Raw genomic sequence first — 26065 nt, forward strand, 5'->3', positions numbered from 1 at the left:
TTGTTTCTGCGGTTATTTGCCAGCCCAGTTTCCGGTCGCCAGCGCGGACAGATACGCGTTGATGAACCCGTCGATCTCGCCGTCCATCACGGCGCCAATGTTGGCGTTTTCAAAGCCCGTGCGCGTATCCTTGGCGAGCGTGTATGGCATAAAGACATAGGAGCGGATCTGGCTGCCCCATTCGATCTTCTTCTGGTCTCCCTTGATGTCCGAAATCTTTTCCAGATGCTCGCGTTCCTTGATCTCGACCAGCTTGGAACGCAGCATGCGCAGGCAGTTGTCCTTGTTCTGGAACTGGCTGCGTTCGGTTTGGCAGGAAACCACGATGCCGGTCGCCTTATGGATCAGGCGCACGGCGGAGGAGGTCTTGTTGATGTGCTGGCCGCCCGCGCCGCTCGACCGGAACACCTGCATCTCGTAGTCCTCGGGCTTGATCTCAAAGTCCGCCGAATCATCCGGAATATCCGGTATGACCTCGACCGCGGAGAACGAGGTATGGCGGCGGCCGGAGGCGTCGAACGGCGAAATGCGCACCAGGCGGTGTACGCCGGATTCACCCTTGAGAAAGCCGTAGGCGTTTTCACCCTCGATCAGGATGTCCGCGCTTTTCAGACCGGCCTCGTCCCCATCCTGATAGTCCATGATCTTATAGGTATAGCCGTGGCGCTCGGCCCAGCGGGTATACATGCGGTACAGCATCTCGCACCAGTCCTGGGCCTCGGTGCCGCCCGCGCCCGCGTGGAAGGACACCAGCGCGTTGTTTTTATCGTATTCGCCGGTAAGCAGGGTGGACAGCTTCTGCTCGGCCACGCCCTCCTCCAACTCCTGATAGCCGCTTTCCAGCTCTTCGAGCATGGACTCGTCGTTTTCCTCAATGGCCATTTCGCAGATGGTCAGCAGGTCCTCGCACAGGCTGCTCATACGCTCATAGGCTTCAATCTTGCCCTTGAGTGCGCCCATGCGGGAGACAATCTTCTGGCTCTCCTCCGGATTGTCCCAAAAGCCGGGCTGGGCGGACTTGATTTCCAGCTCCTCCACCTCGCGCTTTGCCTGCTCCATGCCCAGCGAGCGGTACAGTTCCTCCAGCTCGGGCTTCAGATTGTTCAGCTTGACCTTGTATTCCTCGAATTGCAGCATGCAAAATGCTCCTTCATGAATTTTTCAGTACCTTATAGTATAACGGCCCATCCCGCAAATGTAAAGATTTTTTCCAGTTTTGCTTGACAAATGCGGCGCCAGTCTCTATATTTAGGTCTGTATAAGTAAAAGGGAGTAGCTCACGCGCCTGTCCGGTGCGTGGTCGGCATCGCCATACCCGGCTGTTTTGGCAGCCCGTGTCGTTCCGGAAGCAGCGAGACTTTTATTGCTCAAGGCGCAATAAAAGTCTCTTTTTTTGCGTACAAATATGTTATTTTTTCTTAGGGGTGTTTTTTATGCAGTCATTCATCATGCTTGTTCTCGGCTTCGCGCTGCTCGTATGGGGCGCGGACAAATTTGTCGCGGGCGCGTCCGCGCTGGCGCGGCGGCTGGGGGTGTCGCCGCTGCTCGTCGGTCTGACCATTGTGGCGTTCGGCACCTCCGCGCCTGAGCTGGCGGTCAGCGTGACCGCCGCGCTCCAAGGCGCCAATGAGATCGCGGTCGGCAACGTCCTGGGCTCCAACCTGTTCAACCTGCTGGTCGTGGCCGGCCTTTCCGCGCTGATCTGCCCGCTGGTGATGGACCGCACGCTACTGCGGCGCGACTGGCCGCTGTCCCTGCTGGCGGCGGTCATGCTCTGCGCGATGATCGCGCCCGACCTGACCCTCTCGCGGCTCGAGGGCGCGGTGCTGCTCGCTGTGTTCGCACTGACGCTGTTCCTACAGATCCACGCCGCGCTGACGGGCCGCAGCCCGCTCGACGACGCGGCCGAGGATATCGTCATGCCGCCGCTGATGATCGGCGTGAATATTCTGCTCGGCCTTGCATGCATCATCCTAGGTGGGCAGCTCGCGGTAAGCGGCGCGACCGGCGTCGCGCGCATGTTCGGTCTGTCGGAAACGCTGATCGGCCTGACCATCGTGGCCATCGGTACGTCGCTGCCCGAGCTGGTAACCTCGCTGGTCGCCGCGCACAAGGGACAGAATGAAATCGCCATGGGCAACGTGATCGGCTCCAACATTTTCAACATCCTGCTGATCCTCGGCGTTTCGTCCGTGATTACGCCGATTCCGGTGCTGTCCACCTCGATCGTGGACTGCCTTGTCCTGATCGGCATCACCATCGTTTTTTACCTGCCCGCGCGCAGGGGCCGGCTCGGCCGCTTCCCCGGCGCATTGATGGCGCTGTGCTACATCGCATATACCGTGTATCTGATCGCGCGGTAGGCCACGCCCCCTGTTCACAAAAAATTTGTTTGTATCCGCGTATATATGTGGTATAATAGGTCTGATATGATGAAAAAGGGACGCGTATTCCCTCCTGAAAGGCTGAATCAAACAGATGGCAAATTTTTTGACCAAACTCTTCGGCTCCCATTCGAGTCATGAGCTGAAAAAGATCAATCCCATCGCGGACAGGGTCGACGCGCTGGAGGAGCAGTATAAAAAGCTGTCCGACGCCGAGCTGCGCGCCAAGACCGACGAGTTCAGGACCCGCTACCAGAACGGCGAAACGCTCGACCAGCTCCTGCCCGAGGCGTTCGCCACCTGCCGCGAGGCGGCGTGGCGCGTGCTGGGCATGCGGCACTACCGCGTGCAGGTTATCGGCGGCATCGTGCTGCACCAGGGCCGCATCGCGGAGATGAAAACCGGCGAAGGCAAGACGCTGGTCGCCACCCTGCCCGCATACCTCAACGCGATTGCCGGCAAAGGCGTGCATATCGTCACGGTCAACGACTACCTCGCCAAGCGCGACAGCGAGTGGATGGGCAAGGTCTACCGCTTCCTCGGCCTGACCGTGGGTCTGGTGATCCATGAGGTCGAGCCGGCCCGACGCAAAGCCATGTACGAGGCGGATATCACCTACGGTACGAACAACGAGTTCGGCTTCGACTACCTGCGCGACAATATGGCGATCTACAAGCAGTCCATGGTGCAGCGCGGCCATGCGTTCGCCATCGTGGACGAGGTGGACTCCATCCTGATCGACGAGGCGCGTACCCCGCTGATTATTTCCGGCCAGGGCGAGCAGTCCTCCGCGCTGTACCAGCTCGCGGACCGCTTCGCGGCCGGCCTCAAGCAGCTTCGCGTCAAGGAGGTTGACGCCAAGGAGGAGCAGGACGATATCGACGCGGACTATATCGTGGACGAAAAGGCCCGCACCGCAACCCTGACCCCGCACGGCCAGGCCAAGGCGGAGGCGTATTTCCAGGTGGCCAATCTGTCCGATCCGGAGAACACCACGCTGCAGCACCACATCAACCAGGCCATCAAGGCGCGCGGCGTCATGCAGCGCGATGTGGACTATGTCGTGCGCGACGGGCAGATCATCATTGTCGACGAGTTCACCGGCCGCCTGATGTTCGGCCGCCGCTATAACGAGGGCCTGCACCAGGCGATCGAGGCCAAGGAGGGCGTCAAGGTCCAGCACGAGAGCAAGACGCTCGCCACCATCACCTTCCAGAACTATTTCCGCCTGTACGGCAAGCTGTCCGGCATGACCGGCACCGCGCTGACCGAGGAGGAGGAGTTCCGCCACATCTACAAGCTGGACGTAATCGAGATCCCCACCAACAAGCCGGTCGCCCGCAAGGACAATCCGGACGCGGTGTACAAGAACGAGCGCGGCAAGATCAAAGCCACCATCGCGCGCATCGAGGAATGCCATGCCAAGGGTCAGCCCATCCTGGTCGGCACGGTGTCCATCGAGAAATCCGAGGAGCTATCCAAGATCCTCAAGGCCAAGGGCATCAGGCACACCGTCCTGAACGCCAAGTATCACGAGCGCGAGGCGGATATCGTCGCGCAGGCAGGCAAGCCGGGCGCGGTCACGATCGCGACCAACATGGCCGGCCGCGGCACGGACATCATGCTCGGCGGCAACGCCGAAACCATGGCGCTCGACGAACTGAAGAAGGGCGATTACACCCCCGAGCTGCTCTACGAGGCCAACGGCCACGCGGAAACCGACGACCCCGAGGTACTCGCCATCCGCGCGAAGTTTGAAGAGCTGTACCGGAAATACAAGCAGGAAACCGACGCGGACGCGGAAAAGGTGCGCGCGGCAGGCGGCCTGTATATCCTGGGTACCGAGCGGCACGAATCCCGCCGCATCGACAACCAGCTCCGCGGCCGTGCCGGCCGTCAGGGCGACCCGGGCGAATCCTCGTTCTATATCTCGCTTGAAGACGACCTGATGCGCCTGTTCGGTTCGGAAAAGATCCAGAATATGATGGATTCCCTCGGCATCGAGGAGGACGAGCCGATCGACCAGAAAATCCTGTCCGGCGCGATCGAAAACGCGCAGAAAAAGATCGAATCCCGCAACTTTGCCACCCGTAAGCATGTGCTTGAGTACGACGACGTGCTCAACACCCAGCGCCAGACCATCTACAGCCAGCGCCTGCAGGTGCTTGAGGGCAAGGATGTCAAAGACAGCATTGTCAAAATGATCGACGACACCATCGCCCGCGCGGTACACGCGGCGGTCGGTGAGCATACCGTCATCGAGCCTGCGATGGTCGAGCAGGCACGGCGACCGTTCCTCGGCGTATTCCTGCGGCCGGAGGACTGCACGTTCACGCCCGAGGAGTGCGACGACCTGACCGCGGACCAGCTCACCAACGTGCTGGCGGACCAGGCGCACCGCGTCTACGAGGCAAAGGAGCAGGCGCTCACACCGCCAATCATGCGCGAGCTGGAGCGCGTGGTGCTGCTGAAAAATGTGGATACCAAGTGGATGGACCATATCGATGCGATGACCGAGCTGCGCAACGGCATCGGCCTGCGCGCATACGGCCAGCACGATCCGGTGGTCGAGTACAAGCGCGAGGGCTTCGACATGTTCGACGCGATGATCGACGCCATCCGCGAGGACACCGTGCGCATGATCTTCCTGGCGCAGGTGCGCACCCGCGAGGAGCCCAAGCGCGAGCAGGTCGCCAAGGAGACGAGCGCCGCCGGCGCGTCCGACGGCACGGCCAAGCCCGAGCCCAAGCGCGTGGGCAAAAAGATCGGCCCGAACGATCCGTGTCCGTGCGGCAGCGGCAAAAAGTACAAAAAGTGCTGCTACCTCAAGGCGGATAACCCATATAAATAAAAGCGCCCCGCGGCCTGCCGCGGGAAAAAGGAGGGCGGCCCGCCGGGCTGCCCTCCCCTTTTTATTCCTCCCGCCTGCCGCCGGCCTGTTGCTGCCGGCGTCTGAAATCCAGATAGCCCTGCAGGATCAGCGACGCGGCGACCGCGTCCACACTCTCGCGGTGCTTTTTGCTCTTTTTGCCGCTCTGGTGCAGGATATCGTGCGCGGCGACCGTGGTGCGCCGCTCGTCCCAGAGCGTCACCGGCCGGCCGGTGCGCTCCTCCAGCGTGCGCGCCAGCGCCTCGCACTTTTCCGCGCGCGGCCCCGCCGTGCCGTCCATGTTTTTCGGCCAGCCCAGCACGATCTCCTCGATCCTGTTTTCCGCGACAAATGCCACCAGCCGGTCCACCAGCCTTTCATAATTCCATTCGTGGATGACGCTCGGCGAGCCGGCCAGAAAGCCCGATGGGTCGGAAACCGAAAGGCCGGTACGCGCGTCGCCGTAATCGACGCCCAAAATACGCATATGTATACTCCTATATCTTGTGGTTAAACTCAGTATATCATAAAAACATAAAAATTTCAGCACTTTTTCGCAAAAAAACCTTGACCGCCCACCACCCCCATGCTATACTGAAAGAACCTATGCAGGTTCTTTTTTTGCGCCCATTTTTCGCGTGTCTCGGAAAATGGCGCCGGAACACTGGCAAAGGGAGGCAAACAGTCCCGCGCCCATGCCGCAGGGGTATGGGATGGGGCGAAATATTAAAAGGAGGTGCCGTTATTTATGCGCGTTAAGATTACGCTCGCCTGCACGGAGTGCAAGCAAAGGAACTATGACACGAACAAGAACAAGAAGAACGATCCGGACCGTCTGGAAATGAACAAGTACTGCCGTTTCTGCCGGAAGCACACGCTGCACCGCGAGACGAAGTAAGAGAAAGGAAGTAGCTTCATGGCTGAAGAAACCAAGGTTAAGAAGCCCGGTCTCTTTGCACGGATTGGCAAGTGGTTCCGCGAACTGAAAAGCGAGTGCCGCAAGATCGTCTGGCCCACCCGCCAGCAGACAGTGAACAATACGCTTGTCGTTATCGCCTGCGTTATCGTCATCGGTATCTTTATCTGGATCCTTGACCTCGTATTCAATCTCGGCATCCAGACGCTGCTTACGCATTTCGCCGCCTAAAAGGAGGCATTTATGTCAGACGCTGCAAAATGGTATGTGGTCCACACATACTCCGGCTACGAAAACAAGGTAGCCTCTTCGATCGAAAAAGCGGTCGAAAACCGCAAGCTGCACGACCTGATCCCCGCGGTCAACATCCCGACCGAGACCGTCACCGAGGTCAAGGACGGGAAAAGCCGCGAGGTCGAGCGCAAGCTCTTCCCGGGCTATGTGCTCGTCAAGATGGTCATGACCGACGAAACCTGGTACCTGGTCCGCAACACGCGCGGCTGTACCGGCTTTGTCGGACAGGACAAGTCCGGCGGCTCCAAGCCGATCCCGCTGACCGAGGACGAGATCGCCGCGATGGGCGTGGAGAAGCGCGAGATCGAGGTCAACTACGCAGTGGGCGACAGTGTGCGCGTCATCGACGGGCCGCTGGCCGGCTTTATCGGCGTCGTTTCGGCCCTTGAGCCGGACAAGAACAGGGTAAACGTCACGGTTTCCATGTTCGGGCGCGAAACCCCTGTCGAGCTTGAGCTCGACCAGGTGGAAACACTCGAGGAGTGATCCACCGGAACGCACGTTCCGTTTTCACGGCAAGTGGGAGAGTATGAACGCATACTCGCCAGCCACCACATTTTTTGAAGGAGGAACCTTTCGACATGGCACAGAAAGTAGTAGGTTATATCAAGCTCCAGATTCCCGCGGGCAAGGCGACCCCGGCTCCCCCGGTCGGTCCGGCCCTCGGCCAGCATGGCGTTAACATCATGGCCTTTACCAAGGAATTCAACGAGCGCACCAAGAACGATGCCGGCATGATTATTCCGGTTATCATCACGGTCTACGCGGACCGTTCGTTCAGCTTCATCACCAAGACCCCGCCGGCGCCGGTCCTCATCAAGAAGGCCTGCGGCATCGAATCCGGTTCGGCTGTACCGAACAAGACCAAGGTCGCCAAGCTTTCCAAGGCGGACTGCCAGAAGATCGCGGAGACCAAGATGCCCGACCTGAACGCCGCTTCCCTGGAAGCCGCGATGAGCATGATCGCGGGTACCGCGCGCTCGATGGGCATTACCGTCGAGGAATAATTTAAGAATAAGCTGAATGGATTTTGACCGCGCTTTTTGCAGGCGCCGGTCAAAGTGGGAGGGTTAGGTTTAGCCTATTCCCGCATTACCACTTAAGGAGGATTTATTGTGCATAAAGGTAAAAAGTATGTAGACAGCGCAAAGACGATCGACCGCACCCGTCTGTACGATCCGTCCGAGGCGCTCTCCACCGTTATTTCGACCGCGAAGGCCAAGTTCGACGAAACCATCGAGCTGCACGTCAAGCTGGGCGTTGACTCCCGCCACGCGGACCAGCAGGTGCGCGGCGCGATTGTGCTGCCGCACGGCACCGGCAAGAACGTGCGCGTCGCTGTTTTCGCCAAGGGCCCCAAGGCGGACGAGGCGCTGGCCGCCGGCGCCGATATCGTAGGCGCGGAGGACCTGATGGAGCGCATCCAGAAGGAGAACTTCTTTGAGTTTGACGTGGTTATCGCCACGCCGGACATGATGGGCGTTGTCGGCCGCCTGGGCCGCGTGCTCGGCCCCAAGGGCCTGATGCCGAACCCGAAGGCGGGTACGGTTTCCATGGACGTTGCCAAGGCCGTTCAGGAGTCCAAGGCCGGTAAGATCGAGTACCGTCTGGACAAGACCAACATCATCCACTGCCCGATCGGCAAGGCGTCCTTCGGCGCGGAAAAGCTGCAGGATAACTTTGACGCGCTCATGGGCGCGATCATCAAGGCCAAGCCGGCCGCGGCCAAGGGCCAGTATATCCGCTCCTGCGTCGTGGCCTCCACCATGGGGCCGGGCGTCAAGGTGAACGCGGCGAAGATGATGGGCTAAGCCCCATTGCGGCATAACCGACCCACAGGGATGCAAAAAGCGCGCCATACGGCGCGCTTTTTATTTTTCGGGGATTTCATAATGGTATTTCTTGAGCAGGTCCTCGATGGCTTCGTCATGAAGTTTCGATTTAGGGATGCGGGTTTCTTCATGAAGCCGGTTAAACGCTTCCATCAAGTCATTCCGCATGGTGGATGTAAATTGCTTGCGGTTCACCAATGGATATTCTGACATATGCCCGCCTCCTTTCCTTACTTATTCTAAGAATGCAATAAAGATAATACAAGGGCATTATATTTACTTGACCTTAATTAAGTTTATGTGTATATTATAAGTAAGGAGGGGATATTCTATGCGCAACCGAAACGACTTCCGCTGCAAGGACTGCAGGTATTATCAGACGCTGTTCCTCTATCACGAAAATATGGAAGACTATTACGAAACTGATTACGGCTTGTGCGTTGACTTCGATGTTTCCCGCCCCGTGCGCTTTGACGAGGACGCCTGCGGCTATTTCCGGCGCAGGGACCTCACCCCCCGCGAGGAGTACGAGGAATATCTGGACGAGCTGCGCAGGCCCGAACTTTCGGATGATTTTTATTTTAAATCCCCTTGACAGCACCGCGCTTTTCGGATATAATATATGAGCTTGGTCAAAGACAGCTGGCAGCCGCATGGCTTTAATGGCGTTCCCCGCCGCCCGCCGAGGTCAACACGGAACGGATTTTTTAGGATCCTTTATGAGGTTTTCTGTGTACCCTCCCTGTGTCTTTGCACCGGGAGGGTACTTTTATTTTTTAGGAGGTGAATTAAGATGCCGAATGCAAAGGTTCTGGAGGAAAAGAAAGCTCTGGTCGCTTCCTTGGTGGAGAAGATCAAGAATTCTCCCGCCGGCGTCCTGGTGGATTACAAGGGCATCAACGTTGAGGATGACACCAAGCTCCGCCGCCAGCTCCGCGAAGCGGGCGTTGAGTATATGGTCATCAAGAACACCCTGATCCGCTTTGCCGCCAAGGAGCTGGGCTTCGACGCGCTGGACGAACACCTGAACGGTACTTCCGCGCTGGCGATCTCCACGTCCGAGGACGTGATCGCGCCCGCGAAGATCCTGGGCGACTTCGCCAAGACCCACGAGAACTTCACCATCAAGGCCGGTTACCTGGAAGGAAAGGTAATCGACACGGACGAGGTGAAGAAGCTGGCCAACATGCCGAGCAAGGAAGTCCTTGTCGCGCAGGTTCTGTACAGCTTCAATTTCCCCATTATGCAGCTTGCTATTGCCTGCGACGCTATTGTTAAAAAGGCGGAGGGCAACGAGGAGATGAAGGTGGCCGAGCTGGTCGCCGCGAAGGCTCCGGCTGCGGAGGAAGCTGCAGCAGAGGAAGCTCCCGCTGCGGAATAATTAAAAAATCATTGACAAATCACTTATAATGGAGGTTTATCCCATGACTGTTCAGGAGATTATGGATGCTGTAAAAGAGCTCAAGGTTATGGAGCTCTCTGAGCTGGTAAAGGCTCTGGAAGAAGAATTTGGCGTTTCCGCTACGCCTGTTGCTGTTGCCGGCGTTGGCGGCGGCGCGGCTGACGGCGCTGCGGCTGCCGAGGCCAAGACCGATTTCGACGTTGTTCTGGTTGAGGCTGGCTCCTCCAAGATCAACGTAATCAAGGTTGTCCGCGAGATCACCGGCCTGGGCCTGAAGGAAGCCAAGGAGAAGGTTGATTCCGCTCCGCAGACCATCAAGGAGGCCGCTCCGGAGGCTGAGGCGAACGAGATCAAGGAGAAGCTGGAGGCTGCCGGCGCCAAGGTCGAGCTCAAGTAAGCCGCTTTTCTGCTTGACGGAAACGGCAGGTATTGCTCACGCAATACCTGCCGTTTTTTGCATCCATTCCGCACCTGTATCAGAGAAATGAGAAAGAGGGAAAATGTTGTGCATTCTCTTCCGACGCGCCTTTGCGCCTTCCTGCGGCGGGAGGCGGTGCTGTCCATCGCGCTGCTCTGCGCGGCCCTGTCCATGCTGGCCGTGCCGCCGGACGCGGGCTATGCCGGCTATATCGACCTGCGCGTGCTGTGCCTGCTGTTCTGCCTGATGGCGGTGGTGGCCGGCCTGCAGCAATGCGGCCTGTTCCAGGTGCTTTCCCAGCGCCTGCTGTCCGGCCGGAAGCAGCTTCGCCTGCTCTACCTTGTGCTGACGCTGCTGCCGTTCTTCTGCTCCATGCTGATTACCAACGATGTGGCGCTGCTCACTTTCGTCCCGTTCACCGTGCTGGTACTCGGCCGCATCAGCAGGACGGAGGCGCTCGTCCGCGTGGTGGTGCTGCAAACGCTCGCGGCGAACCTGGGCAGCATGGCGACACCGGTCGGAAACCCGCAGAACCTGTTTCTGTGCTCGTATTACACGCTGTCTTTCCGCTCGTTCCTGTCCGTCGTCCTGCCGCTGGCCGCAGCCAGTCTGCTGGCGTTGTCCGCGGCCGCGCTCGCCACGCCGGGCGAAACAATCGAAATCGCTTTCCCGCGCCGCGAGTCCATCACACAGCCACGCCTGTTCGTCCTGCTGTGCCTGCTGTTCGTGCTGTGCCTGCTGTCCGTGGTGCATGTGCTGCATTACGGCATCCTGACCGGCATCGTCCTGCTGTGCCTGCTGCTGTTTGCGCGCGGGCTGTTCGCCCAGGTGGATTACGCGCTGCTCGCGACGTTCGTGTGCTTTTTCATCTTCGCGGGCAACATGGGCCGCATCGAGCCTGTGCGCGGCGCGCTCGAGCTGCTGATGGGGCACAGCTCCTACTGGACCTCGCTCGCCGCCAGCCAGGTAATCAGCAACGTACCCGCCGCCGTACTGCTCTCCGGCTTTACGGGCAACTGGCAGGCCCTGCTGGCGGGCGTGAACGTCGGCGGGCTGGGTACGCCGATCGCCTCGCTTGCCAGCCTGATCTCGCTCAAGCTGTACTTACGCGCCGAGGGCGCCTCGCTGCCGCGCTTTCTGGCCGTGTTCGCCGCCGCCAACCTCGCCGGACTGGCGCTGCTCTCCCTCCTTGCCGTCCTGCTCGGCCTGACCGGATGAAAACGGCGCGCGTGGGAAAGTTCCCGCATTGTCTTTCCTTTTCCGCGTTTTTCCTGTACAATAGGAACATGAAGCGTAAAACCACCAGAAGGGGGATATGTTATGTCAATACAGGAAAACTGCCGGGTCGTGGCCAATACGCGGCTGGGCGAGGGGTTATATGCCCTCACGATGCACGCGCCCGCCATCTGCGCACAGGCACAGTGCGGCCAGTTCGTGCATATCGCGTGCGGCGAGGGCAACCTGCTGCGCCGACCGATCTCGATCTGCGGCTGGCAGGGCGATGCGCTGCGCGTCGTGTTCCAGACTAAGGGCGAGGGGACGAAGTGGCTCGCCGCGCGGCGGGCCGGCGATGTGCTGGACGTACTCGGCCCGCTCGGCCACGGGTTCGGCGTGGCCGCGCTCGGCGCAAAGCCGGTGCTGATCGGCGGCGGCATCGGCGTGCCGCCCATGCTGCAGACCGCGAAAGCCGCAAAGGACGCGGGCGCACAGCCGCGCGCGGTGCTGGGCTTCCGCAATCGGGGCGCGGTCATCCTTGAGGCAGATTTCCAGGCCGTCTGCGAAACCTTTGTCACGACCGACGACGGCTCCTATGCCCGCCACGGCTTTGTGACCGACGTATTAAAAGAGCTGCTCGCCGGCGCGACCGGTGTGGCCGCCTGCGGCCCCAAGCCCATGCTGAAGGCCATCGCCGCGCTCGCAGAGGACGCAGGCCTGCCCTGCCAGGTCTCGATGGAGGAGCGCATGGGCTGCGGCATCGGCGCGTGCTTGGTATGCGCGTGCGCGCTCAAGGCGGAAAACGGTGAAACCCGATACGGCCACGTCTGCAAGGACGGGCCGGTGTTCGACGCAAAGGAGGTCGCGTGGTAATGGCGGATCTGAGAGTCAATTTCTGCGGCGTGGAGCTGAAAAACCCGCTCACGACCGCGTCCGGCACGTTTGGCTTCGGGCACGAGTACGGCGAATTTTTCGACCTGTCCACGCTTGGTGGTATCGGCGTCAAGGGCCTGACCCCGACCGAGCGCCTGGGCAACCCCGCGCCCCGCATCGCGGAAACCCCATCGGGCATTTTGAACTGCGTGGGCCTGCAGAACCCGGGCATCGACCGCTTCATCGCGGAGCAGATCCCGTTCCTGCGGCGGTATGACACCGCGATCATCGCCAACGTGTCCGGCAGCACAGTCGAGGAATACGAGGGCATGGTGGAAAAGATCTCGGACGCGGACGTGGACCTGATCGAAATGAATATCTCCTGCCCGAACGTCAAGTGCGGCGGCATGGCGTTCGGCACCCAGCCCGCGATGGTCGAGGAGGTCGTCTCCGCGGCGAAGCGCAAGGCGAAAAAGCCGCTGATCGTCAAGCTCAGCCCGAACGTGACCGATATCACCGAGATCGCGCGCGCGGCGGTGGCCGCGGGCGCGGACGCGCTTTCGCTCATCAACACCCTGCTGGGCATGCGTATTGACATCGAAACCAGAAGGCCCATCCTGTCCAACGTGATGGGCGGCCTGTCCGGACCGGCGGTATTTCCGGTCGCGGTGCGCATGGTGTACCAGGTGCGCCGGGCGGTGGACGTGCCGATCCTCGGCATGGGCGGTATCCGTACGGGACGCGATATCGTGGAGATGCTGCTCGCGGGCGCGGACGCGGTCGCGATGGGTACGGTGCTGTTTGCCGACCCGCTGGCGCCGGTCAAGGCGCTTCAGGAGCTGGAGGCGTGGATGGACGCGCATGGTGTGAAATCCGTCCGCGAGCTGTCCGGCGCGGTCGAGGCGTGAGCTATGACCACGGTTTACCTGATCCGCCACGCGGAGGCCGAAGGCAACGTCTACCGCCGCTGTCACGGGCAGTATGACAGCCTGCTCACCCCGCGCGCCTACGAGCAGCTCCCCTGTCTGGCCAAACGCTTCGAGGGCGTGCCGCTGGACGCGGTGTACGCCTCCGACCTGTTCCGCGCGCGCACAACCGCCAAGGCGGTCGCCCAGCCACACGGGCTGAACGTGGAGCTCCGCCCCGTGCTGCGCGAGATCGACATGGGCGACTGGGAGGACCTCCCTTGGGCCGAGCTGCCGCGCATTTGGCCGGAGGAATATGCGGTCTGGCGCGCCCGCCCGTGGGACGCGCGCCCGCCGCACGGCGAAAGCGTGCTACAGGCCGGTCAGCGCATGCTGGACGGGGTGCGCGGGCTGGTGCGGCAGCACGAGGGCGGCACGATCGCGGTCGTTACCCACGGCTCGGCCATCCGCGGCGCGCTGACCATCGCGCACAGCTTCACGCCCGAGCAGATGGGCGAGATCGGCTGGGGCGACAACACCTGCGTGGCGAAATTTGAATTCGACGGGCCGGATCGGCTCGCGGTGGTGTACGAGAACGACGCCTCCCACCTGCCGGAGCGCCTTTCCACTTTTGCCGCTATCGGCTGGAAGGACAACAAGGGCGTGCCGGAAACGCCGCAGCTCTGGTTCCGCCGCGCCGACCCGATGGACGCGGGCGACGCAGGCAAGATCGTCGCTTTCCTGCGCGAGCTGCACCGGAACGCCTACGGCACGGACGCGAATCTCGATCCGGACGCGCTGCTGGCGGACGTGGCGCGCGCCCAGCGGGTCAGCCCGCGCGCGTGCTGCTTCGGCTGTCTGGAAAGCGGTGAGGAAGCCGCCTTGGTCTACCTCAAGACCTGGTATGACGACGAGCCGGACATAGGGCTGGTCGGCGGCTTCTGCATCGACGAACGCTATCGCGGCCGCGGCCTGAGCGGGCAGATCCTCGGCCAGGCAATCAGCGTATACCGCGCACTCGGCAAGACGTACTTATGCGCGCATGCGGCCGAGCACAACGCCCGCGCGCAGGGCTTCTACCGCAAATTCGCTTTCGAGCAGCACGGCGAATATCGGGACGAAAACGGCCTGCATTACCGTATGTTCAAGCGCATCTGCGTGGATTGACACACTTTGGAGGGGCATTCTACCGCTGGTAGAGCGCCCTTCTTCTGTATCTCGGTTGCCGCGGAGCAGGCTTTCTGCTATGCTGGAAGCACAAAAGGGAGGTGCACATATGGACGCAAAGGCAACGGGCGCGCTGACTGCTGCGGCCGCCATCCTGCTGGTGTTGACATCCTGCATCGCAGGCCTGCCGCCTCAGAATCCACCCTGTAAAGCATTTTCCCAGACAAAAAGCACCGGAAAGCGTGTTTCCGGTGCTTTTTCTATACAATACAGCCTCAGATTTTGTTAATATCCACCATCTCACAGTTTTCGATCTTCACATCGCCCTCCAGGCAGCGCAGCAGCGCGGAGGCGGTGTCGATCGAGGTCAGGCAGGGGATGGCGCGCTCGACCGCGGTGCGGCGGATATGCACCGAGCCAAGCTCCGGATGGCGGCCCTTGACCGAGGTGGCGATTACATAGTCGATCTTGCCGGACTCGATCAGGTCGATGATGTTGGGGGATGGCTCGTCCACGTTGCGGATGGCGTTGGTCGCGACCATGTGGCGGTTGAGGACGTTGGCCGTACCGCTGGTGGCGTAGATGTCAAAGCCGAGGGACTCGAACCGCTCGCCGATGCGGATGGCCTCCTGCTTGTCCGAATCGCGCACGGAAATGAGCACCGCGCCCTTTTTCTTCATCTGGAAGCCCGCGCCGGTCAGGCCCTTAAGCAGCGCCTCGCGGAACGAGGTGGACACGCCCAGCACCTCGCCGGTGGATTTCATTTCCGGCCCGAGCTGGGTGTCCAGGTCGCGCAGCTTCTGGAAGGAGAACACCGGCACCTTGACCGCGTAGTGATCGCTCTCCGGATGCAGGCCGGTGCCGCAGCCCATGTCGCGCAGCTTTTCCCCGAACATGCAGCGGGTGGCCAGATCGACCATGGGTACGCCCGTGACTTTGGAGATATACGGCACGGTGCGCGAGGAGCGCGGGTTGACCTCAATGACATAAACCTGATCGTTATACAGCACGAACTGGATGTTGACCAGGCCGAGTACGGCCAAGTTTTTGGCCAGCGCCTCGGTGTAGCGGATGATGGTGTCCTTGTGCTTCTGCTCGATGTTGATGGAGGGGTAAATGGAGATCGAGTCGCCCGAGTGTACACCCGCGCGCTCAAAGTGCTCCATGATGCCTGGGATGAGGATGTCGTCGCCGTCGCAGATGGCGTCCACCTCGATCTCGCGGCCCATCATGTATTTATCGACCAGCACCGGATTCTCGACCTTGTTGCGGGAGATAACCTGCATAAACTCGCGCACGTCCTCCTCCTTGTAGGCGATCTCCATGCCCTGACCGCCGAGAACGTAGGACGGGCGCACGAGCACCGGATAACCCAGCTCGTCCGCCGCCTTGACAGCCTCCTCCTCGGTCATGACCGTATGGCCCGCCGGACGCGGGATGCCGCACTTCTCCAGGATCACGTCGAACTTCTCGCGGTCCTCGGCTGCGTCGATGCTCCATGCGGGTGTGCCGAGGATCGGGATGCCCAGCTTTTCGATATGCGCGGCCAGATTGATGGCGGTCTGCCCGCCGAACTGCACGATGGCAAAGTCCGGCTTCTCGGCCGCGGCCACGCCGGTCACGTCCTCGGGCGTGAGCGGCTCGAAATACAGGCGGTCGGCCGTGTCGAAGTCGGTGGACACGGTTTCCGGATTGTTATTGATGATAACGGTTTCACAGCCGAGCTTTTGCAGGGCCCAGACCGCGTGTACCGAGCAGTAGTCGAACTCGATGCCCTGGCCGATACGGATGGGGCCGGAGCCGAGCACCAGCACCTTTTTCTTGCCGGAGGCGGGCTTGACCTCGCTCTCCTCGTCGTAGGTGGAGTAGTAGTACGGGGTTTCGGCCTCGAACTCGGCCGCGCAGGTGTCCACCATCTTATAGACCGGCAGGCGCTTTACCGCGGAAATATCCTTGCCGGAAAGCTGCTCAATCGTCTTGTCGAGGAAGCCCATCTTCTTGGCGCGCAGGTACAGCGCCGCGTCGACCGCGTCCGCCGTAGCGAGCGCCTTTTCGGTGTCGATGATGTTCTGGAACTTGTGCAGGAAGAAGGTGTCCATCGTGGTGACCTCGTGGATCTCCTCAATGGTCATGATGCCGCGGCGCAGCGCCTCGCAGATGTGGAACAGGCGCTGGTCGTCCGTGCGGGCCACGCCCTTTTTGACCTCCGCGTCGGTCTGTTGCCGGATGCGCGGGACGATCATGCTGTCCAGCTTGATCTCGCAGCCGCGCACGGCCTTCATCAGCGCGCCCTCAAAGCTGTTGTCGATGGCCATGACCTCGCCGGTGGCCTTCATCTGGGTGCCAAGCGTATTGTCCGCATACACGAACTTGTCGAACGGCCAGCGCGGGAACTTGACCACGCAGTAGTCGATGGTCGGCTCGAAACAGGCCTTGGTTTTTTTAGTCACGGCGTTCTCGATCTCGTCCAGGCCGTAGCCGACCGCAATCTTGGCCGTCACCTTGGCGATCGGGTAGCCGGTGGCCTTGGAGGCCAGCGCGGACGAGCGCGATACGCGGGGGTTGACCTCGATGACCGCGTACTCGAACGAGGTCGGATGCAGCGCGAACTGCACATTGCAGCCGCCCTCTATCCCTAACTCGGTGATGATGTTAAGCGCAGAGGTGCGCAGCATCTGATATTCCTTGTCGCACAGGGTCTGACTGGGCGCGACGACGACCGAGTCGCCCGTGTGTACGCCCACCGGATCGACGTTTTCCATGTTGCAGATGGTGATGGCGTTGCCCTTGGCATCGCGCATGACCTCATATTCGATCTCTTTCCAGCCGGTGATGCACTTCTCGACCAGGATCTCATCCACGCGGGAGTACATGATACCGGTCGCGGCGATCTCGCGCAGTTCGTCCCAGGTGTAGGCGATGCCGCCGCCCGTGCCGCCGAGGGTATACGCCGGACGGATGATGACCGGCAGGCCGATCTCGCGGGTGAATTCAACCGCGTCCTCCACCGTATGCACGACCTTGGAGGCGATGCACGGCTCACCGATCTTCTCCATCGTGTCCTTGAACATCTGGCGGTCCTCCGCCTTGGCGATGGTGTCCGGCTTGGCGCCCAGCAGCTTGACCCCCATCTGGTCGAGGAAGCCGCTCTCGCACAGTTCCATGGCGAGGTTGAGGCCGGTCTGGCCGCCGAGGTTGGGCAGCAGGGAGTCCGGGCGCTCCTTCTTGATGATCTGCTGCACGGCTTCGACGGTCATGGGCTCGATGTAGACCTTGTCCGCCATGGCCTTGTCGGTCATGATGGTCGCGGGGTTGGAGTTGACGAGCACGACCTCCAGACCCTCCTCGCGCAGCGCGCGGCAGGCCTGCGTGCCCGCGTAGTCGAACTCGGCCGCCTGGCCGATGACGATCGGGCCGGAGCCCAGCACCATTACCTTGTGAATATCCTTACGAAGCGGCATTACTGAGCGCCCCCTTTCGCCTTTTCGATGTTTTTGATGAATTTGTCAAACAGATAGGAGGTGTCCATCGGGCCCGGGCATACCTCAGGATGGTACTGCACGGTAAACACTGGCCGGCCGACGTGCTCCACGCCCTCGACCGTGCCGTCGTTAAGGTTGACATAGCGCACGCGGGCGACCGCCGGATCGACGCTTCCGCCCACAACCGCGTAGCCGTGGTTTTGGCTGGTGATATAGGTGCGGTCCGCGTCCAGGTCCTTGACCGGATGGTTGACGCCGCGGTGGCCATACTTGAGCTTGCAGGTCTCTGCGCCGATGGCCAGGCTCAAAAGCTGGTGGCCCAGGCAGATGCCGAAGATCGGGATATTGCTTTCCAGAAGCTTTTTCAGGTTAGCGATAATCTCAACGTTTTCCGCGGGATCCCCGGGGCCGTTGGAGAGCATCACGCCGTCAAACCTGCCCACGACCTCCTCGGGCGGGGTGAGCGCCGGAATGGTGACGACCTCGCAGCCACGCTTTTGCAGCTCGCGCTCGATATTGTACTTCACGCCGTAGTCGTACAGCGCGATACGGTACTTCTGCTCACCCTCGGCGGGATAGGTGCGGCTTTCCTCACAGGTTACAGCCCTCACCGCGTCTTTGACGACATAAGCCTTCATCGCCGCGACGGCCTGCTCGTCCGGCTCGAAGCCCTCGGTGTAGATCACGCCGTTCATGACGCCCTCGCCGCGCAGCTTGCGGGTCAAGCGGCGGGTGTCGATACCCGCCAGGCCGACGACCTTCTGCTCCTTGAGGTATTCGTCCAGCGTCAGGCGGCAGCGCCAGTTGGAGGGATGCTCCGCGATCTCGCGCATGATAAAGCCCGAGACCCAGCTCTTGCGGGACTCGTAATCCTCAAAATTGATGCCGTAGTTGCCGATCAGCGGGTAGGTCATGGTGACGACCTGGCCGTAGTAGGAGGGGTCGGTCAGCACCTCCTGATAGCCGGCCATGCCGGTGTTGAAAACGACCTCGCCGATGCTCTGTCCCTCGTAGCCGACGGAATACCCCTCGAACAGGGTGCCATCCGCGAGCAGTAAATACGCTTTTTTCATTCTTGTATCTCCACGCTCCCATTTTGAAATTCACAGAATTTCCATTCAATCCAGACGCAAGCCGCGCTTGCGTCATCAAAAGTCCAGCTCTGCCGGACTTTTGACACCCCGACCTTGCGGCCTTGGGCCGCGTCCTGGGGTATCGGAAGCCGTTTTCTCCGGAACCGGCTTCCGTATATTATAGGGTGGTATTGGATACCCCCTATAAGATTTTATCGAATCGCCGCGACGATCTCATCCCGCATGCGGATGGCCTCCGCACGGGCGGCTTCCTTGTAGTCCTCGCCGTTTCTGCCGGTCTTTTTCCACGCGCACATGATGCCGCGCGAGGAGTTGACGATCGCGCCCAGCCCATCGTCGTTAAAGGCGTTTGCAATGTCCTTAGCGGTCGCGCCTTGCGCGCCGTAACCCGGCACTAGGAAATAGCTCCTGGGCAGCAGGCCGCGGATGATCTTCTGCTCCTCCGGCCAGGTCGCGCCGACCACCGCGCCGACTTGGTTGTAGCCGCAAGGGGTGTCCAACCCCTCGCCCCACTTGGCCACCATCTCAGCCATGCGGGCGTAAAGCGGCTTGCCCTCCATATCACGGTTCTGCAGCTCGCCCGAGGAGGGGTTGGAGGTCTTGACCAGCAGGAACAAGCTCTTATCCCGCTCGCGGCACTCCTTGAGGAAAGGCTCGACACCATCCGTGCCCAGATATCCGTTGACGGTCACGCTGTCGCAGCCGTAGGGCGCGATCTCGGTGTCGCCCACGCGGGTCTTGCCGAGGTAGGCCTCGGCATACGCGGTCGCGGTCGCGCCGATATCGTTGCGCTTGATGTCGCCGATGACGTACATGCCCTTGGCGTGCGCGTAGTCGATGGTTTCTTTGAGAGCCATCGCGCCGTACGAGCCTAAAAGCTCGTAATACGCCGCCTGCGGCTTGACTGCGGGTACAATATCGCACAGCGCGTCAATCAGGCCGCAGTTGAAGGCGACCATGCTCTCCGCCGCTGCGCGCAGCGTTTCGCCGTGCAGCATCATGTTGCGGCCCGCGATATGCTGCGGGATGTATTCCAGGCGGGCGTCCAGCCCCGCGACGGTGGGGTTGCCTTTTTCCTTGATCTTTTCTACTAATGTTTGGATCGACATAGATGTTCTTCCTTTCTATCGCTGCATGGCGGTTATTCTACTCACTGCCCAGGATCACAACGTTGTCCTCCCCGTCCACCTCGGTCAGGCGGACGCATACGCGCTCGCCCCGCGCGGTGGGCAGGTTTTTGCCGATATAGTCCGGCCGGATGGGAAGCTCGCGGTGGCCGCGGTCCACCAGCACGGCGAGCTGGATGCGGCCCGCGCGCCCGCAGTGCGACACGGCCTCGATCGCGGCGCGCACGGTGCGGCCAGTGTACAGCACGTCGTCCACCAGCACCACGGTCGCGCCGCCGATGCGAGGATCGGGCGGCGGCAACGGCCCGTCCGCGCGCGGCTTATCGTCCCGCCAGGGGGTGACGTCCAGCTCGAGTACAGGCGGCGCCTTGCCCTCCACCTCGCCGAGCTTGGCGGCGATGCGCTGCGCCAGGAACACGCCGCGCGTTTTCACCCCGGCGAGCAGCAGGTCCTCCGCGCCCTTGTTTTTTTCGATGATCTCAAACGCAATGCGGGTCAGCGCGCGGCGCACGCCGTCCGCGTCCATAATTACGGCCTTCTGCCCGGCCATCCTGCGGCCTCCCCTCAAAAAATGGTAAAAAAACAGCCTCCTGCGCCACAAGCAGAAAGCCGTACCAAGCTACACCTGTCCCCCACTCTGCGGCCGACAGCGTACGCACTGTTTTCTGCCTTGGCGGCTCACGGGCCGCGCCTTAAAGGCGGATTGTTGGATATATTATATCGTATGCCGCGGGTTTTGTAAACAGTCGAAGCTCCAAAACAAATTTGTTTTTTTATGCAATTTTTGTTGCCGCCGCACACATGCAAGTCTGCGCACATTCCGGACATACTATGCTTGCAGCACCGAAGCAAATCAAATTATGAAAGGCGGCGGACTTTTATGCGTGTATCTCCCTTCATTTCCGGCATTGCGACCGGCGCGGTGGCGGGTGCGGTCGTCTCTATGGTCGCGGCGGGCGCGATGATGAACCCCTCGGTACGCCGGAGCGCTCAGCATGCGGCAAACAAGGCCGAGCATGCAATGCACAAGGCGGCGAAGGGCGTCGGCCATATGATCGGCTGAGGCGGGGCGGCGGGGGAAGAAAGCGCGCTTTCTCCCCCGCCGCCGCTTTTTCCTACAGGGCACGGCAGCAAGCTCCTCTTGACAAACGCGCGCGCCTCCCCTATAATGGTTACATCCTCAAAAGGGAGTAGGATAAGTTCCGCTGTCAACATCCCGTCCGGATTTCCGGTCTGGCGGCGGACGCCGGCACGGCCGGTCACAAGACTTTTGAGTAAGCGCTTCCACACCGCGAAGCGCTTACTCAAAAGTCTTTTTTATTTGCGTCAGGATCCGCCGCAGATAAAAACCGGCCGCCGGCGGCAAACTATCCCATCCCCCGCCGCATCCCCACTTTTTTGACAAAAAGGAGTTTTGGCTACATGCAACCTGTTTTCTATGACCGCACAGCCGCGCAGGCGCTCAGCGATATGGACAGCGACCGCGCCGGCCTTTCCCCCGCCGAGGCCGCCGCGCGCCTTGCGCGGTACGGACGCAACACCCTTGCGGAAGAGCGCGGTAAATCCGTCCTGCAGGTGTTTTTCTCCCAGTTTAAGGACCTGTTGGTCGTTATCCTGCTCGCGGCGGCTGTGATCTCCATGCTGTCCGGCAATGCGGAGAGCACGATCGTCATTTTCGCCGTGCTGCTTCTGAACGCCGTGCTCGGCACGGTCCAGCACTGCAAGGCGGAAAAGTCTCTGCAAAGCCTCAAGGCCATGTCCTCGCCCTCGGCCAAGGTCGTACGCGGCGGCGCGCGGCTGGTCGTCCCCTCCGCCGAGGTCGTTCCCGGCGATATCGTGGAGGTGGAGGCCGGCGATATGATCGTCGCGGACGGGCGCATTCTGGAGAATTTTTCGCTCAAGGTCAACGAAAGCTCGCTGACCGGCGAAAGCGAGGGCGTGGAAAAGACCGCCGACCCGCTTGCCGGCGGCAAGGTCGCGCTCGGCGACCAGAAAAACATGGTGTTCTCCGGCTCGCTGGCGACCTATGGCCGCGCGGTCATGGTCGTCACCGCGACCGGCATGCAGACCGAACTGGGCCGCATCGCCGCCCTGATGAACCAGACCCGTGAGCGCAAGACCCCGCTGCAGCGCAGCTTGGACGACTTCAGCCGCCGTCTGGCCGGCATCATCCTGGCGATCTGTGCGGGCGTGTTCGCGCTTTCGCTGTACCACGCGGGCAGCTGGGGCTTTCAGGCGGTGCTGGATTCGCTGATGTTCGCGGTCGCGCTGGCCGTGGCCGCGATTCCCGAGGCGCTCAGCTCGATCGTGACCATCGTTCAGGCCATGGGTACACAGAAGATGGCCCGGCAGAACGCCATTATCAAGGAGCTTAAGGCGGTGGAAACGCTGGGCGCGGTATCCGTGATCTGCTCGGATAAAACCGGCACGCTGACCCAGAACAAGATGACCCCGCAGAAGATCTACGCGGACGACATGCTGCTGGACGAATCGCACCTCGACCTTGCCAACGACGTGCAGCGCCTGCTGCTCAAGGCCGCCCTGCTCGCCAGCGACGCCACCACCGACGAGCAGACTGGCGAGGCGATCGGCGACCCAACCGAGGTCGCACTGGTCATGATCGGCGACCGCCTCGGCGTGGACGAAAGCGCCTACCGGAAGCAGCACCCACGCCTGGCCGAGCTTGCGTTCGACTCCGACCGCAAGCTGATGAGCACGCTGCACGATATTGAGGGCGTACCCACCTTATATACCAAGGGCGCGATCGACGTGCTGCTCGACCGGTCGGACTATGTCCTCACCTCCGCCGGTCCGGTTCCCATGACGGAGGAATGGAAGGCACGGATCGCGGCGGTCAACCTCGAGCTGTCGCAGGAGGGGCTGCGCGTGCTGGCGTTTGCCAGCCGGACGCTCGACGCCGTGCGCGGGCTGACGCTGGCGGACGAACACGGCTTTACGTTTATCGGCCTGGTTTCCATGATCGACCCGCCGCGCCCCGAGGCGGTGCGCGCGGTCGCGGACGCGGCGCGCGGCGGCGTGCGCACCATCATGATCACAGGCGACCACAAGGTCACGGCCACCGCGATCGCGCGGCAGATCGGCATTTTCCGCGACGGAGACGAGGCGCTTTCCGGCGTTGAGCTGGATGAGCTGGACGACAGCGCCCTGGACGAGCGGCTGGCGCGCGTTTCGGTCTACGCGCGCGTCTCCCCCGAGCATAAGATCCGCATTGTCGAGGCCTGGCAGCGCAAAGGACGCATTGTTTCCATGACAGGCGACGGCGTCAACGACGCGCCCGCCCTCAAGGCCGCCGACATCGGCGTGGCCATGGGCATCACGGGTACCGAGGTTTCCAAGGACGCGGCCTCCATGATCCTGGCCGACGACAATTTCGCCACGATTGTGGGCGCGGTCGTCAACGGCCGCAGCGTATACACCAACATCAAAAACGCGATCAATTTCCTGCTCTCGGGCAACATGGCGGGCATCCTGTGCGTGCTTTTCACCTCGATCCTCGCGCTACCCGTGCCGTTCGCGCCCGTCCACCTGCTGTTCATCAACCTGCTGACCGACTCTCTGCCCGCAATTGCGATCGGCGTGGAGCCGGCGTCCGGCGATCTGCTGGACCAGAAGCCCCGCGACCCTGGGGAACCGATCCTCACCCGCGACCTGCTGCTGCGCATCTTTCTTTACGGTGCGCTCATCGCCTGCGCCGCTATGGCCGCGTATTTCATCGGCCTGCGCGCCGGCGGCGACGGCCTTGCCATGACGCTCGCGTTCGCCACCCTGACGCTCGCGCGCCTGTTCCACGGCTTTAACTGCCGCGGCAGTCTGCCGCTCTTCCGTCTCGGCCTGCTGACCAACAAGGCGAGCCTGTGCGCCTTTGCTGCGGGTGTCGCGCTGCTGGCCGCCGTGCTGCTGATCCCGGCCTGCAGGGACTGTTCCAGGTCGCGCCGTTCACCGTGGGACAGCTCGGCGCGGCCGCGCTGCTCGCGTTCCTGCCCACGCTGGTAATTCAGCTTTGCAAAAGCCTCCGGTCCTCCCGTTAAGCCCTGCAGGGACGCGGACAGTAATCCCCTGCCCGCGTCCCTTTTCTAGCCCCCTTATAGTTGACAGCGCAACCGATAAGGTGTACGATAATACTGCGATAATTATTGCGCAATCAACTATTTGAGGAATGAACATGATGAAGCATCAACCAATCACTGTGCTGCGGTACATATCCCTGCTGCAGCGCAACACCCAGCGGTATTTCGACCTGGCGCTGGAGCGGGATAATATCGGCGGCGGGCAGCAATTCTTCCTGCTGTGTATTTTCGAGCAGGACGGCGTCAGCCTGCTCGACCTCGCGCGTTTCGGCGGCTTTGACAAGGGTACGGTGACGCGCGCAGTCCAAAAGCTCGGCGGGGAGGGATATGTTTACGCCACGCCCGACGAGCAGGATAAGCGCGTCCACCATCTCCACCTGACCGACAAGGGGCGCGCCCTTGTCGAGCGCGTGTACACGGTGCGGGATTACTGGACCGCGTCGCTCACCAGCGGGCTGGGGGAAGCCGAGCGCGAGCGCCTGCTGGCCGCCCTGCGCGCCATGTCGGAACATTCCTGCAGCACACTGAAGGAAATCGCCGGCCGGAAAGGAGAGCTGCCCCATGCAGACCCTGCGGGCTGAACCGAACGCCTCCGTTCCCCAGAACCCGCTCGGCTGCAAGCCGGTCGGCCGGCTGCTGGTGACCTTCTCCCTTCCCGCCATCGTCTCCTGCCTGATCAACTCGATTTACAACATCGTGGACCAAATCTTCATCGGGCAGGGTGTCGGCTATCTGGGCAACGCCGCGACAACGGTCGCTTTTCCGGTCATGACCATCCTGCTGGCATTCTCCACCCTGATCGGCGCGGGCAGCAGCGCGCACGCGGCCATCCGTCTGGGGGAAAAGAACGAGGAGGAAGCCGAGCGTACGCTCAACACCGCGTTCTCCTTTTCCATCCTGCTCAGCGTCGTGCTGATGGTCCTCGGCCTGCTCTTCCTGCGCCCCCTGCTGCGCGCGTTCGGCGCGACCGATTCCATCCTGCCTTACGCGCTTGACTACACCTCGATCATCCTGCTCGGCACGCCCTTTAACATGGTTTCGGTCGTGCTGTCCAACCTGGCGCGCACGGACGGCCATCCGCGCATGTCCATGTACGGTATGATGATCGGCGCTTTCCTGAATACGATCCTCGATCCCATCTACATATTCGTCCTGCACTGGGGCGTCAAGGGCGCGGCGATTGCCACGATCACCTCGCAGATCATCTCCGCCGTTGTACTGACCCTGTATTTCCTGCGGCCGAGCCGCGGCAACCCGCGCCACATGCGCCTGCGCCGCGCCTACCGCCGGCCGGACTGGTATCTGGTGCGCCGCGCGATGGCGCTTGGCGTCTCCTCCGGCATCACGCAGTCGGTCGGCTGCATCATGCAGGTTGTGATGAATAATTCCCTGGTGCATTACGGCGACCAGAGCGCCATCGGCGGCGACGTGGCGCTGAGCGCCATGGGCATCGTGATGAAGATCGCCATGATTATGGCCGCGTTCGGCATCGGCGTGGGGATCGGCGCGCAGCCCATCCTCGGCTTCAATCGGGGTGCGAAAAACTTTGCCCGCATCCGCCGCACCTATCTGCTTGCGGTCACATTCGCCACAGGTCTGATTGCGTTCTGCTGGCTGCTCTGCCAGTTGTTTCCTGAGACGATTGTGGGCATTTTCGGCAAGGAAAACGCCGCGTTCACGGATTTTGCGGTCAAATGTCTGCGCATCTACCTGTTCAGCATCTTCTGCGCAGGCTTCCAGATCGTATCCACCAACTATTTCCAGGCCACCGGCCAGCCGCTTAAAGCATCCGTGCTGTCCATGCTGCGCCAGCTCCTGCTGCTGATCCCGCTCATCCTGATCCTGCCGCTGTTCTTCGGCCTGGACGGCATCCTGTATTCCGCCCCCATCGCGGATGCGGCCTCTGCCGCGATCGTCGCGTTCTTCATCGTGCCGGAGATGCGCCGCCTGCGGCAGCAGATCGGGCAGATGCCGCCCGCGGAGGCGTAAAATCAGCGCC

At 61.4% G+C, this 26065-nt stretch carries 25 protein-coding genes, 1 pseudogene and 1 other annotated feature; of the genes and pseudogenes, 19 read left to right on the forward strand and 7 right to left on the reverse strand.

All coding sequences use genetic code 11. From position 1 onward, the window contains the following. Positions 1-12: 12 nt before the first annotated feature. Entirely contained in the window at positions 13-1137 is a 1125-nt protein-coding gene (prfB, locus tag RX717_RS15235) for a peptide chain release factor 2 (protein ID WP_054326510.1), read from the reverse strand. 296 nt (positions 1138-1433) lie between these two features. Here prfB and RX717_RS15240 point away from each other — a divergent pair, with 296 nt between their 5' ends. Together RX717_RS15240 and secA are read left to right on the forward strand one after the other, a co-directional pair. Further along, positions 1434-2363, forward strand: a complete 930-nt coding sequence (locus tag RX717_RS15240; protein WP_107631417.1) for a calcium/sodium antiporter — start codon at positions 1434-1436, stop codon at positions 2361-2363. 115 nt (positions 2364-2478) lie between these two features. After that, the gene (gene secA / locus RX717_RS15245; RefSeq protein WP_107631416.1) at positions 2479-5235 is read left to right on the forward strand and encodes a preprotein translocase subunit SecA; all 2757 of its coding nucleotides are present in this window, start codon (positions 2479-2481) and stop codon (positions 5233-5235) included. A gap of 61 nt (positions 5236-5296) precedes the next feature. Here the strand turns inward: secA and ruvX are convergent, their stop codons facing one another. Further along, positions 5297-5740, reverse strand: coding sequence for a Holliday junction resolvase RuvX (ruvX, locus tag RX717_RS15250; protein WP_054326511.1), 444 nt, complete (start codon positions 5738-5740; stop codon positions 5297-5299). 261 nt (positions 5741-6001) lie between these two features. On the opposite strand from ruvX, the gene rpmG reads away from it, so the two are divergent. The 5 genes from rpmG to rplA all read left to right on the forward strand — a co-directional run bounded on the left by rpmG (position 6002) and on the right by rplA (position 8274). After that, positions 6002-6151 carry a 50S ribosomal protein L33 gene (gene rpmG, locus RX717_RS15255; protein ID WP_054326512.1) on the forward strand — a complete coding sequence of 50 codons (150 nt, stop codon included), beginning with the start codon at positions 6002-6004 and terminating at the stop codon, positions 6149-6151. Positions 6152-6169: 18 nt separating this feature from the next. Then, positions 6170-6400, forward strand: a complete 231-nt coding sequence (gene secE / locus RX717_RS15260) for a preprotein translocase subunit SecE (protein ID WP_054326513.1) — start codon at positions 6170-6172, stop codon at positions 6398-6400. Between the two features lie 12 nt (positions 6401-6412). Further along, positions 6413-6949 carry a transcription termination/antitermination protein NusG gene (nusG, locus tag RX717_RS15265; RefSeq protein ID WP_054326514.1) on the forward strand — a complete coding sequence of 179 codons (537 nt, stop codon included), beginning with the start codon at positions 6413-6415 and terminating at the stop codon, positions 6947-6949. Positions 6950-7044: 95 nt separating this feature from the next. Next, positions 7045-7470 (forward strand): 50S ribosomal protein L11, encoded by a 426-nt coding sequence (gene rplK / locus RX717_RS15270; protein ID WP_054326515.1) that lies wholly within the window; start codon positions 7045-7047, stop codon positions 7468-7470. A 108-nt stretch (positions 7471-7578) separates the two neighbouring features. Further along, positions 7579-8274, forward strand: coding sequence for a 50S ribosomal protein L1 (gene rplA / locus RX717_RS15275; protein ID WP_107631414.1), 696 nt, complete (start codon positions 7579-7581; stop codon positions 8272-8274). A 60-nt stretch (positions 8275-8334) separates the two neighbouring features. Here rplA and RX717_RS15280 read toward each other — a convergent pair whose 3' ends face one another. After that, positions 8335-8508 (reverse strand): ribbon-helix-helix domain-containing protein, encoded by a 174-nt coding sequence (locus tag RX717_RS15280; protein ID WP_147573780.1) that lies wholly within the window; start codon positions 8506-8508, stop codon positions 8335-8337. A 118-nt stretch (positions 8509-8626) separates the two neighbouring features. On the opposite strand from RX717_RS15280, the gene RX717_RS15285 reads away from it, so the two are divergent. The 8 genes from RX717_RS15285 to RX717_RS15320 all read left to right on the forward strand — a co-directional run bounded on the left by RX717_RS15285 (position 8627) and on the right by RX717_RS15320 (position 14564). Continuing rightward, positions 8627-8890, forward strand: coding sequence for a hypothetical protein (locus RX717_RS15285; RefSeq protein ID WP_054326517.1), 264 nt, complete (start codon positions 8627-8629; stop codon positions 8888-8890). Between the two features lie 19 nt (positions 8891-8909). Next, positions 8910-9077, forward strand: a sequence feature (ribosomal protein L10 leader region). 11 nt (positions 9078-9088) lie between these two features. Next, on the forward strand, positions 9089-9676 hold the full coding sequence (rplJ, locus tag RX717_RS15290; protein WP_147573779.1) for a 50S ribosomal protein L10: 588 nt from the start codon (positions 9089-9091) through the stop codon (positions 9674-9676). 43 nt (positions 9677-9719) lie between these two features. Continuing rightward, entirely contained in the window at positions 9720-10094 is a 375-nt protein-coding gene (gene rplL / locus RX717_RS15295) for a 50S ribosomal protein L7/L12 (RefSeq protein ID WP_054326518.1), read from the forward strand. A 108-nt stretch (positions 10095-10202) separates the two neighbouring features. After that, positions 10203-11333: an SLC13 family permease gene (locus RX717_RS15300; RefSeq protein ID WP_316960462.1), complete on the forward strand. Its 1131-nt coding sequence runs from the start codon at positions 10203-10205 to the stop codon at positions 11331-11333. 102 nt (positions 11334-11435) lie between these two features. Next, on the forward strand, positions 11436-12203 hold the full coding sequence (locus RX717_RS15305; RefSeq protein ID WP_316960463.1) for a dihydroorotate dehydrogenase electron transfer subunit: 768 nt from the start codon (positions 11436-11438) through the stop codon (positions 12201-12203). Next, entirely contained in the window at positions 12203-13111 is a 909-nt protein-coding gene (locus tag RX717_RS15310; RefSeq protein WP_107631409.1) for a dihydroorotate dehydrogenase, read from the forward strand. Before RX717_RS15305 ends, RX717_RS15310 begins: the two co-directional genes overlap by 1 nt. Positions 13112-13114: 3 nt before the next feature. Beyond that, the gene (locus RX717_RS15315) at positions 13115-14275 is read left to right on the forward strand and encodes a bifunctional histidine phosphatase family protein/GNAT family N-acetyltransferase (RefSeq protein ID WP_054326522.1); all 1161 of its coding nucleotides are present in this window, start codon (positions 13115-13117) and stop codon (positions 14273-14275) included. 109 nt (positions 14276-14384) lie between these two features. Next, complete coding sequence (locus RX717_RS15320; RefSeq protein WP_107631408.1) at positions 14385-14564, forward strand: hypothetical protein; 180 nt, start codon at positions 14385-14387, stop codon at positions 14562-14564. Here the strand turns inward: RX717_RS15320 and carB are convergent. From carB to pyrR, 4 genes are all read right to left on the reverse strand, one after another. After that, on the reverse strand, positions 14551-17736 hold the full coding sequence (gene carB, locus RX717_RS15325) for a carbamoyl-phosphate synthase large subunit (protein ID WP_107631407.1): 3186 nt from the start codon (positions 17734-17736) through the stop codon (positions 14551-14553). The genes RX717_RS15320 and carB overlap by 14 nt on opposite strands. Next, positions 17736-18830 (reverse strand): carbamoyl phosphate synthase small subunit, encoded by a 1095-nt coding sequence (locus tag RX717_RS15330; protein ID WP_054326524.1) that lies wholly within the window; start codon positions 18828-18830, stop codon positions 17736-17738. The genes carB and RX717_RS15330 overlap by 1 nt, the downstream gene beginning before the upstream one ends. Before the next feature lie 212 nt (positions 18831-19042). Then, complete coding sequence (pyrF, locus tag RX717_RS15335) at positions 19043-19960, reverse strand: orotidine-5'-phosphate decarboxylase (RefSeq protein WP_107631406.1); 918 nt, start codon at positions 19958-19960, stop codon at positions 19043-19045. Positions 19961-19997: 37 nt separating this feature from the next. Continuing rightward, complete coding sequence (gene pyrR / locus RX717_RS15340; RefSeq protein WP_107631405.1) at positions 19998-20528, reverse strand: bifunctional pyr operon transcriptional regulator/uracil phosphoribosyltransferase PyrR; 531 nt, start codon at positions 20526-20528, stop codon at positions 19998-20000. Between the two features lie 330 nt (positions 20529-20858). Here pyrR and RX717_RS15345 point away from each other — a divergent pair, with 330 nt between their 5' ends. The 4 genes and pseudogenes from RX717_RS15345 (at position 20859) to RX717_RS15360 (ending at position 26055) form a co-directional block, all read left to right on the forward strand. Next, positions 20859-21041, forward strand: a complete 183-nt coding sequence (locus tag RX717_RS15345) for a hypothetical protein (protein ID WP_054326526.1) — start codon at positions 20859-20861, stop codon at positions 21039-21041. A 359-nt stretch (positions 21042-21400) separates the two neighbouring features. Further along, positions 21401-24027: pseudogene (locus tag RX717_RS15350) on the forward strand (cation-translocating P-type ATPase). 134 nt (positions 24028-24161) lie between these two features. Then, positions 24162-24647, forward strand: coding sequence for a MarR family winged helix-turn-helix transcriptional regulator (locus RX717_RS15355; RefSeq protein WP_242977885.1), 486 nt, complete (start codon positions 24162-24164; stop codon positions 24645-24647). Continuing rightward, positions 24628-26055, forward strand: a complete 1428-nt coding sequence (locus tag RX717_RS15360; protein ID WP_054326529.1) for an MATE family efflux transporter — start codon at positions 24628-24630, stop codon at positions 26053-26055. The genes RX717_RS15355 and RX717_RS15360 overlap by 20 nt, the downstream gene beginning before the upstream one ends. Positions 26056-26065 lie beyond the last annotated feature (10 nt).

The organism is Intestinibacillus sp. NTUH-41-i26, assembly GCF_032769475.1.
Taxonomy (GTDB): domain Bacteria; phylum Bacillota; class Clostridia; order Oscillospirales; family Butyricicoccaceae; genus Agathobaculum; species Agathobaculum ammoniilyticum.

Bases quoted from the DNA above. Each gene is read 5' to 3' on its own strand.
- RX717_RS15330 (WP_054326524.1), bottom strand. From the start codon at position 18,830: ATGAAAAAAGCGTATTTACTGCTCGCGGATGGCACCCTGTTCGAGGGG.
- RX717_RS15360 (WP_054326529.1), top strand. From the start codon at position 24,628: ATGCAGACCCTGCGGGCTGAACCGAACGCCTCCGTTCCCCAGAACCCG.
- rpmG (WP_054326512.1), top strand. From the start codon at position 6,002: ATGCGCGTTAAGATTACGCTCGCCTGCACGGAGTGCAAGCAAAGGAAC.
- RX717_RS15240 (WP_107631417.1), top strand. From the start codon at position 1,434: ATGCAGTCATTCATCATGCTTGTTCTCGGCTTCGCGCTGCTCGTATGG.
- secE (WP_054326513.1), top strand. From the start codon at position 6,170: ATGGCTGAAGAAACCAAGGTTAAGAAGCCCGGTCTCTTTGCACGGATT.
- RX717_RS15285 (WP_054326517.1), top strand. From the start codon at position 8,627: ATGCGCAACCGAAACGACTTCCGCTGCAAGGACTGCAGGTATTATCAG.
- RX717_RS15305 (WP_316960463.1), top strand. From the start codon at position 11,436: ATGTCAATACAGGAAAACTGCCGGGTCGTGGCCAATACGCGGCTGGGC.
- pyrF (WP_107631406.1), bottom strand. From the start codon at position 19,960: ATGTCGATCCAAACATTAGTAGAAAAGATCAAGGAAAAAGGCAACCCC.
- secA (WP_107631416.1), top strand. From the start codon at position 2,479: ATGGCAAATTTTTTGACCAAACTCTTCGGCTCCCATTCGAGTCATGAG.
- pyrR (WP_107631405.1), bottom strand. From the start codon at position 20,528: ATGGCCGGGCAGAAGGCCGTAATTATGGACGCGGACGGCGTGCGCCGC.
- RX717_RS15315 (WP_054326522.1), top strand. From the start codon at position 13,115: ATGACCACGGTTTACCTGATCCGCCACGCGGAGGCCGAAGGCAACGTC.
- RX717_RS15345 (WP_054326526.1), top strand. From the start codon at position 20,859: ATGCGTGTATCTCCCTTCATTTCCGGCATTGCGACCGGCGCGGTGGCG.
- ruvX (WP_054326511.1), bottom strand. From the start codon at position 5,740: ATGCGTATTTTGGGCGTCGATTACGGCGACGCGCGTACCGGCCTTTCG.
- rplL (WP_054326518.1), top strand. From the start codon at position 9,720: ATGACTGTTCAGGAGATTATGGATGCTGTAAAAGAGCTCAAGGTTATG.
- nusG (WP_054326514.1), top strand. From the start codon at position 6,413: ATGTCAGACGCTGCAAAATGGTATGTGGTCCACACATACTCCGGCTAC.
- rplK (WP_054326515.1), top strand. From the start codon at position 7,045: ATGGCACAGAAAGTAGTAGGTTATATCAAGCTCCAGATTCCCGCGGGC.
- prfB (WP_054326510.1), bottom strand. From the start codon at position 1,137: ATGCTGCAATTCGAGGAATACAAGGTCAAGCTGAACAATCTGAAGCCC.
- RX717_RS15280 (WP_147573780.1), bottom strand. From the start codon at position 8,508: ATGTCAGAATATCCATTGGTGAACCGCAAGCAATTTACATCCACCATG.
- RX717_RS15320 (WP_107631408.1), top strand. From the start codon at position 14,385: ATGGACGCAAAGGCAACGGGCGCGCTGACTGCTGCGGCCGCCATCCTG.
- RX717_RS15355 (WP_242977885.1), top strand. From the start codon at position 24,162: ATGATGAAGCATCAACCAATCACTGTGCTGCGGTACATATCCCTGCTG.
- rplJ (WP_147573779.1), top strand. From the start codon at position 9,089: ATGCCGAATGCAAAGGTTCTGGAGGAAAAGAAAGCTCTGGTCGCTTCC.
- RX717_RS15310 (WP_107631409.1), top strand. From the start codon at position 12,203: ATGGCGGATCTGAGAGTCAATTTCTGCGGCGTGGAGCTGAAAAACCCG.
- carB (WP_107631407.1), bottom strand. From the start codon at position 17,736: ATGCCGCTTCGTAAGGATATTCACAAGGTAATGGTGCTGGGCTCCGGC.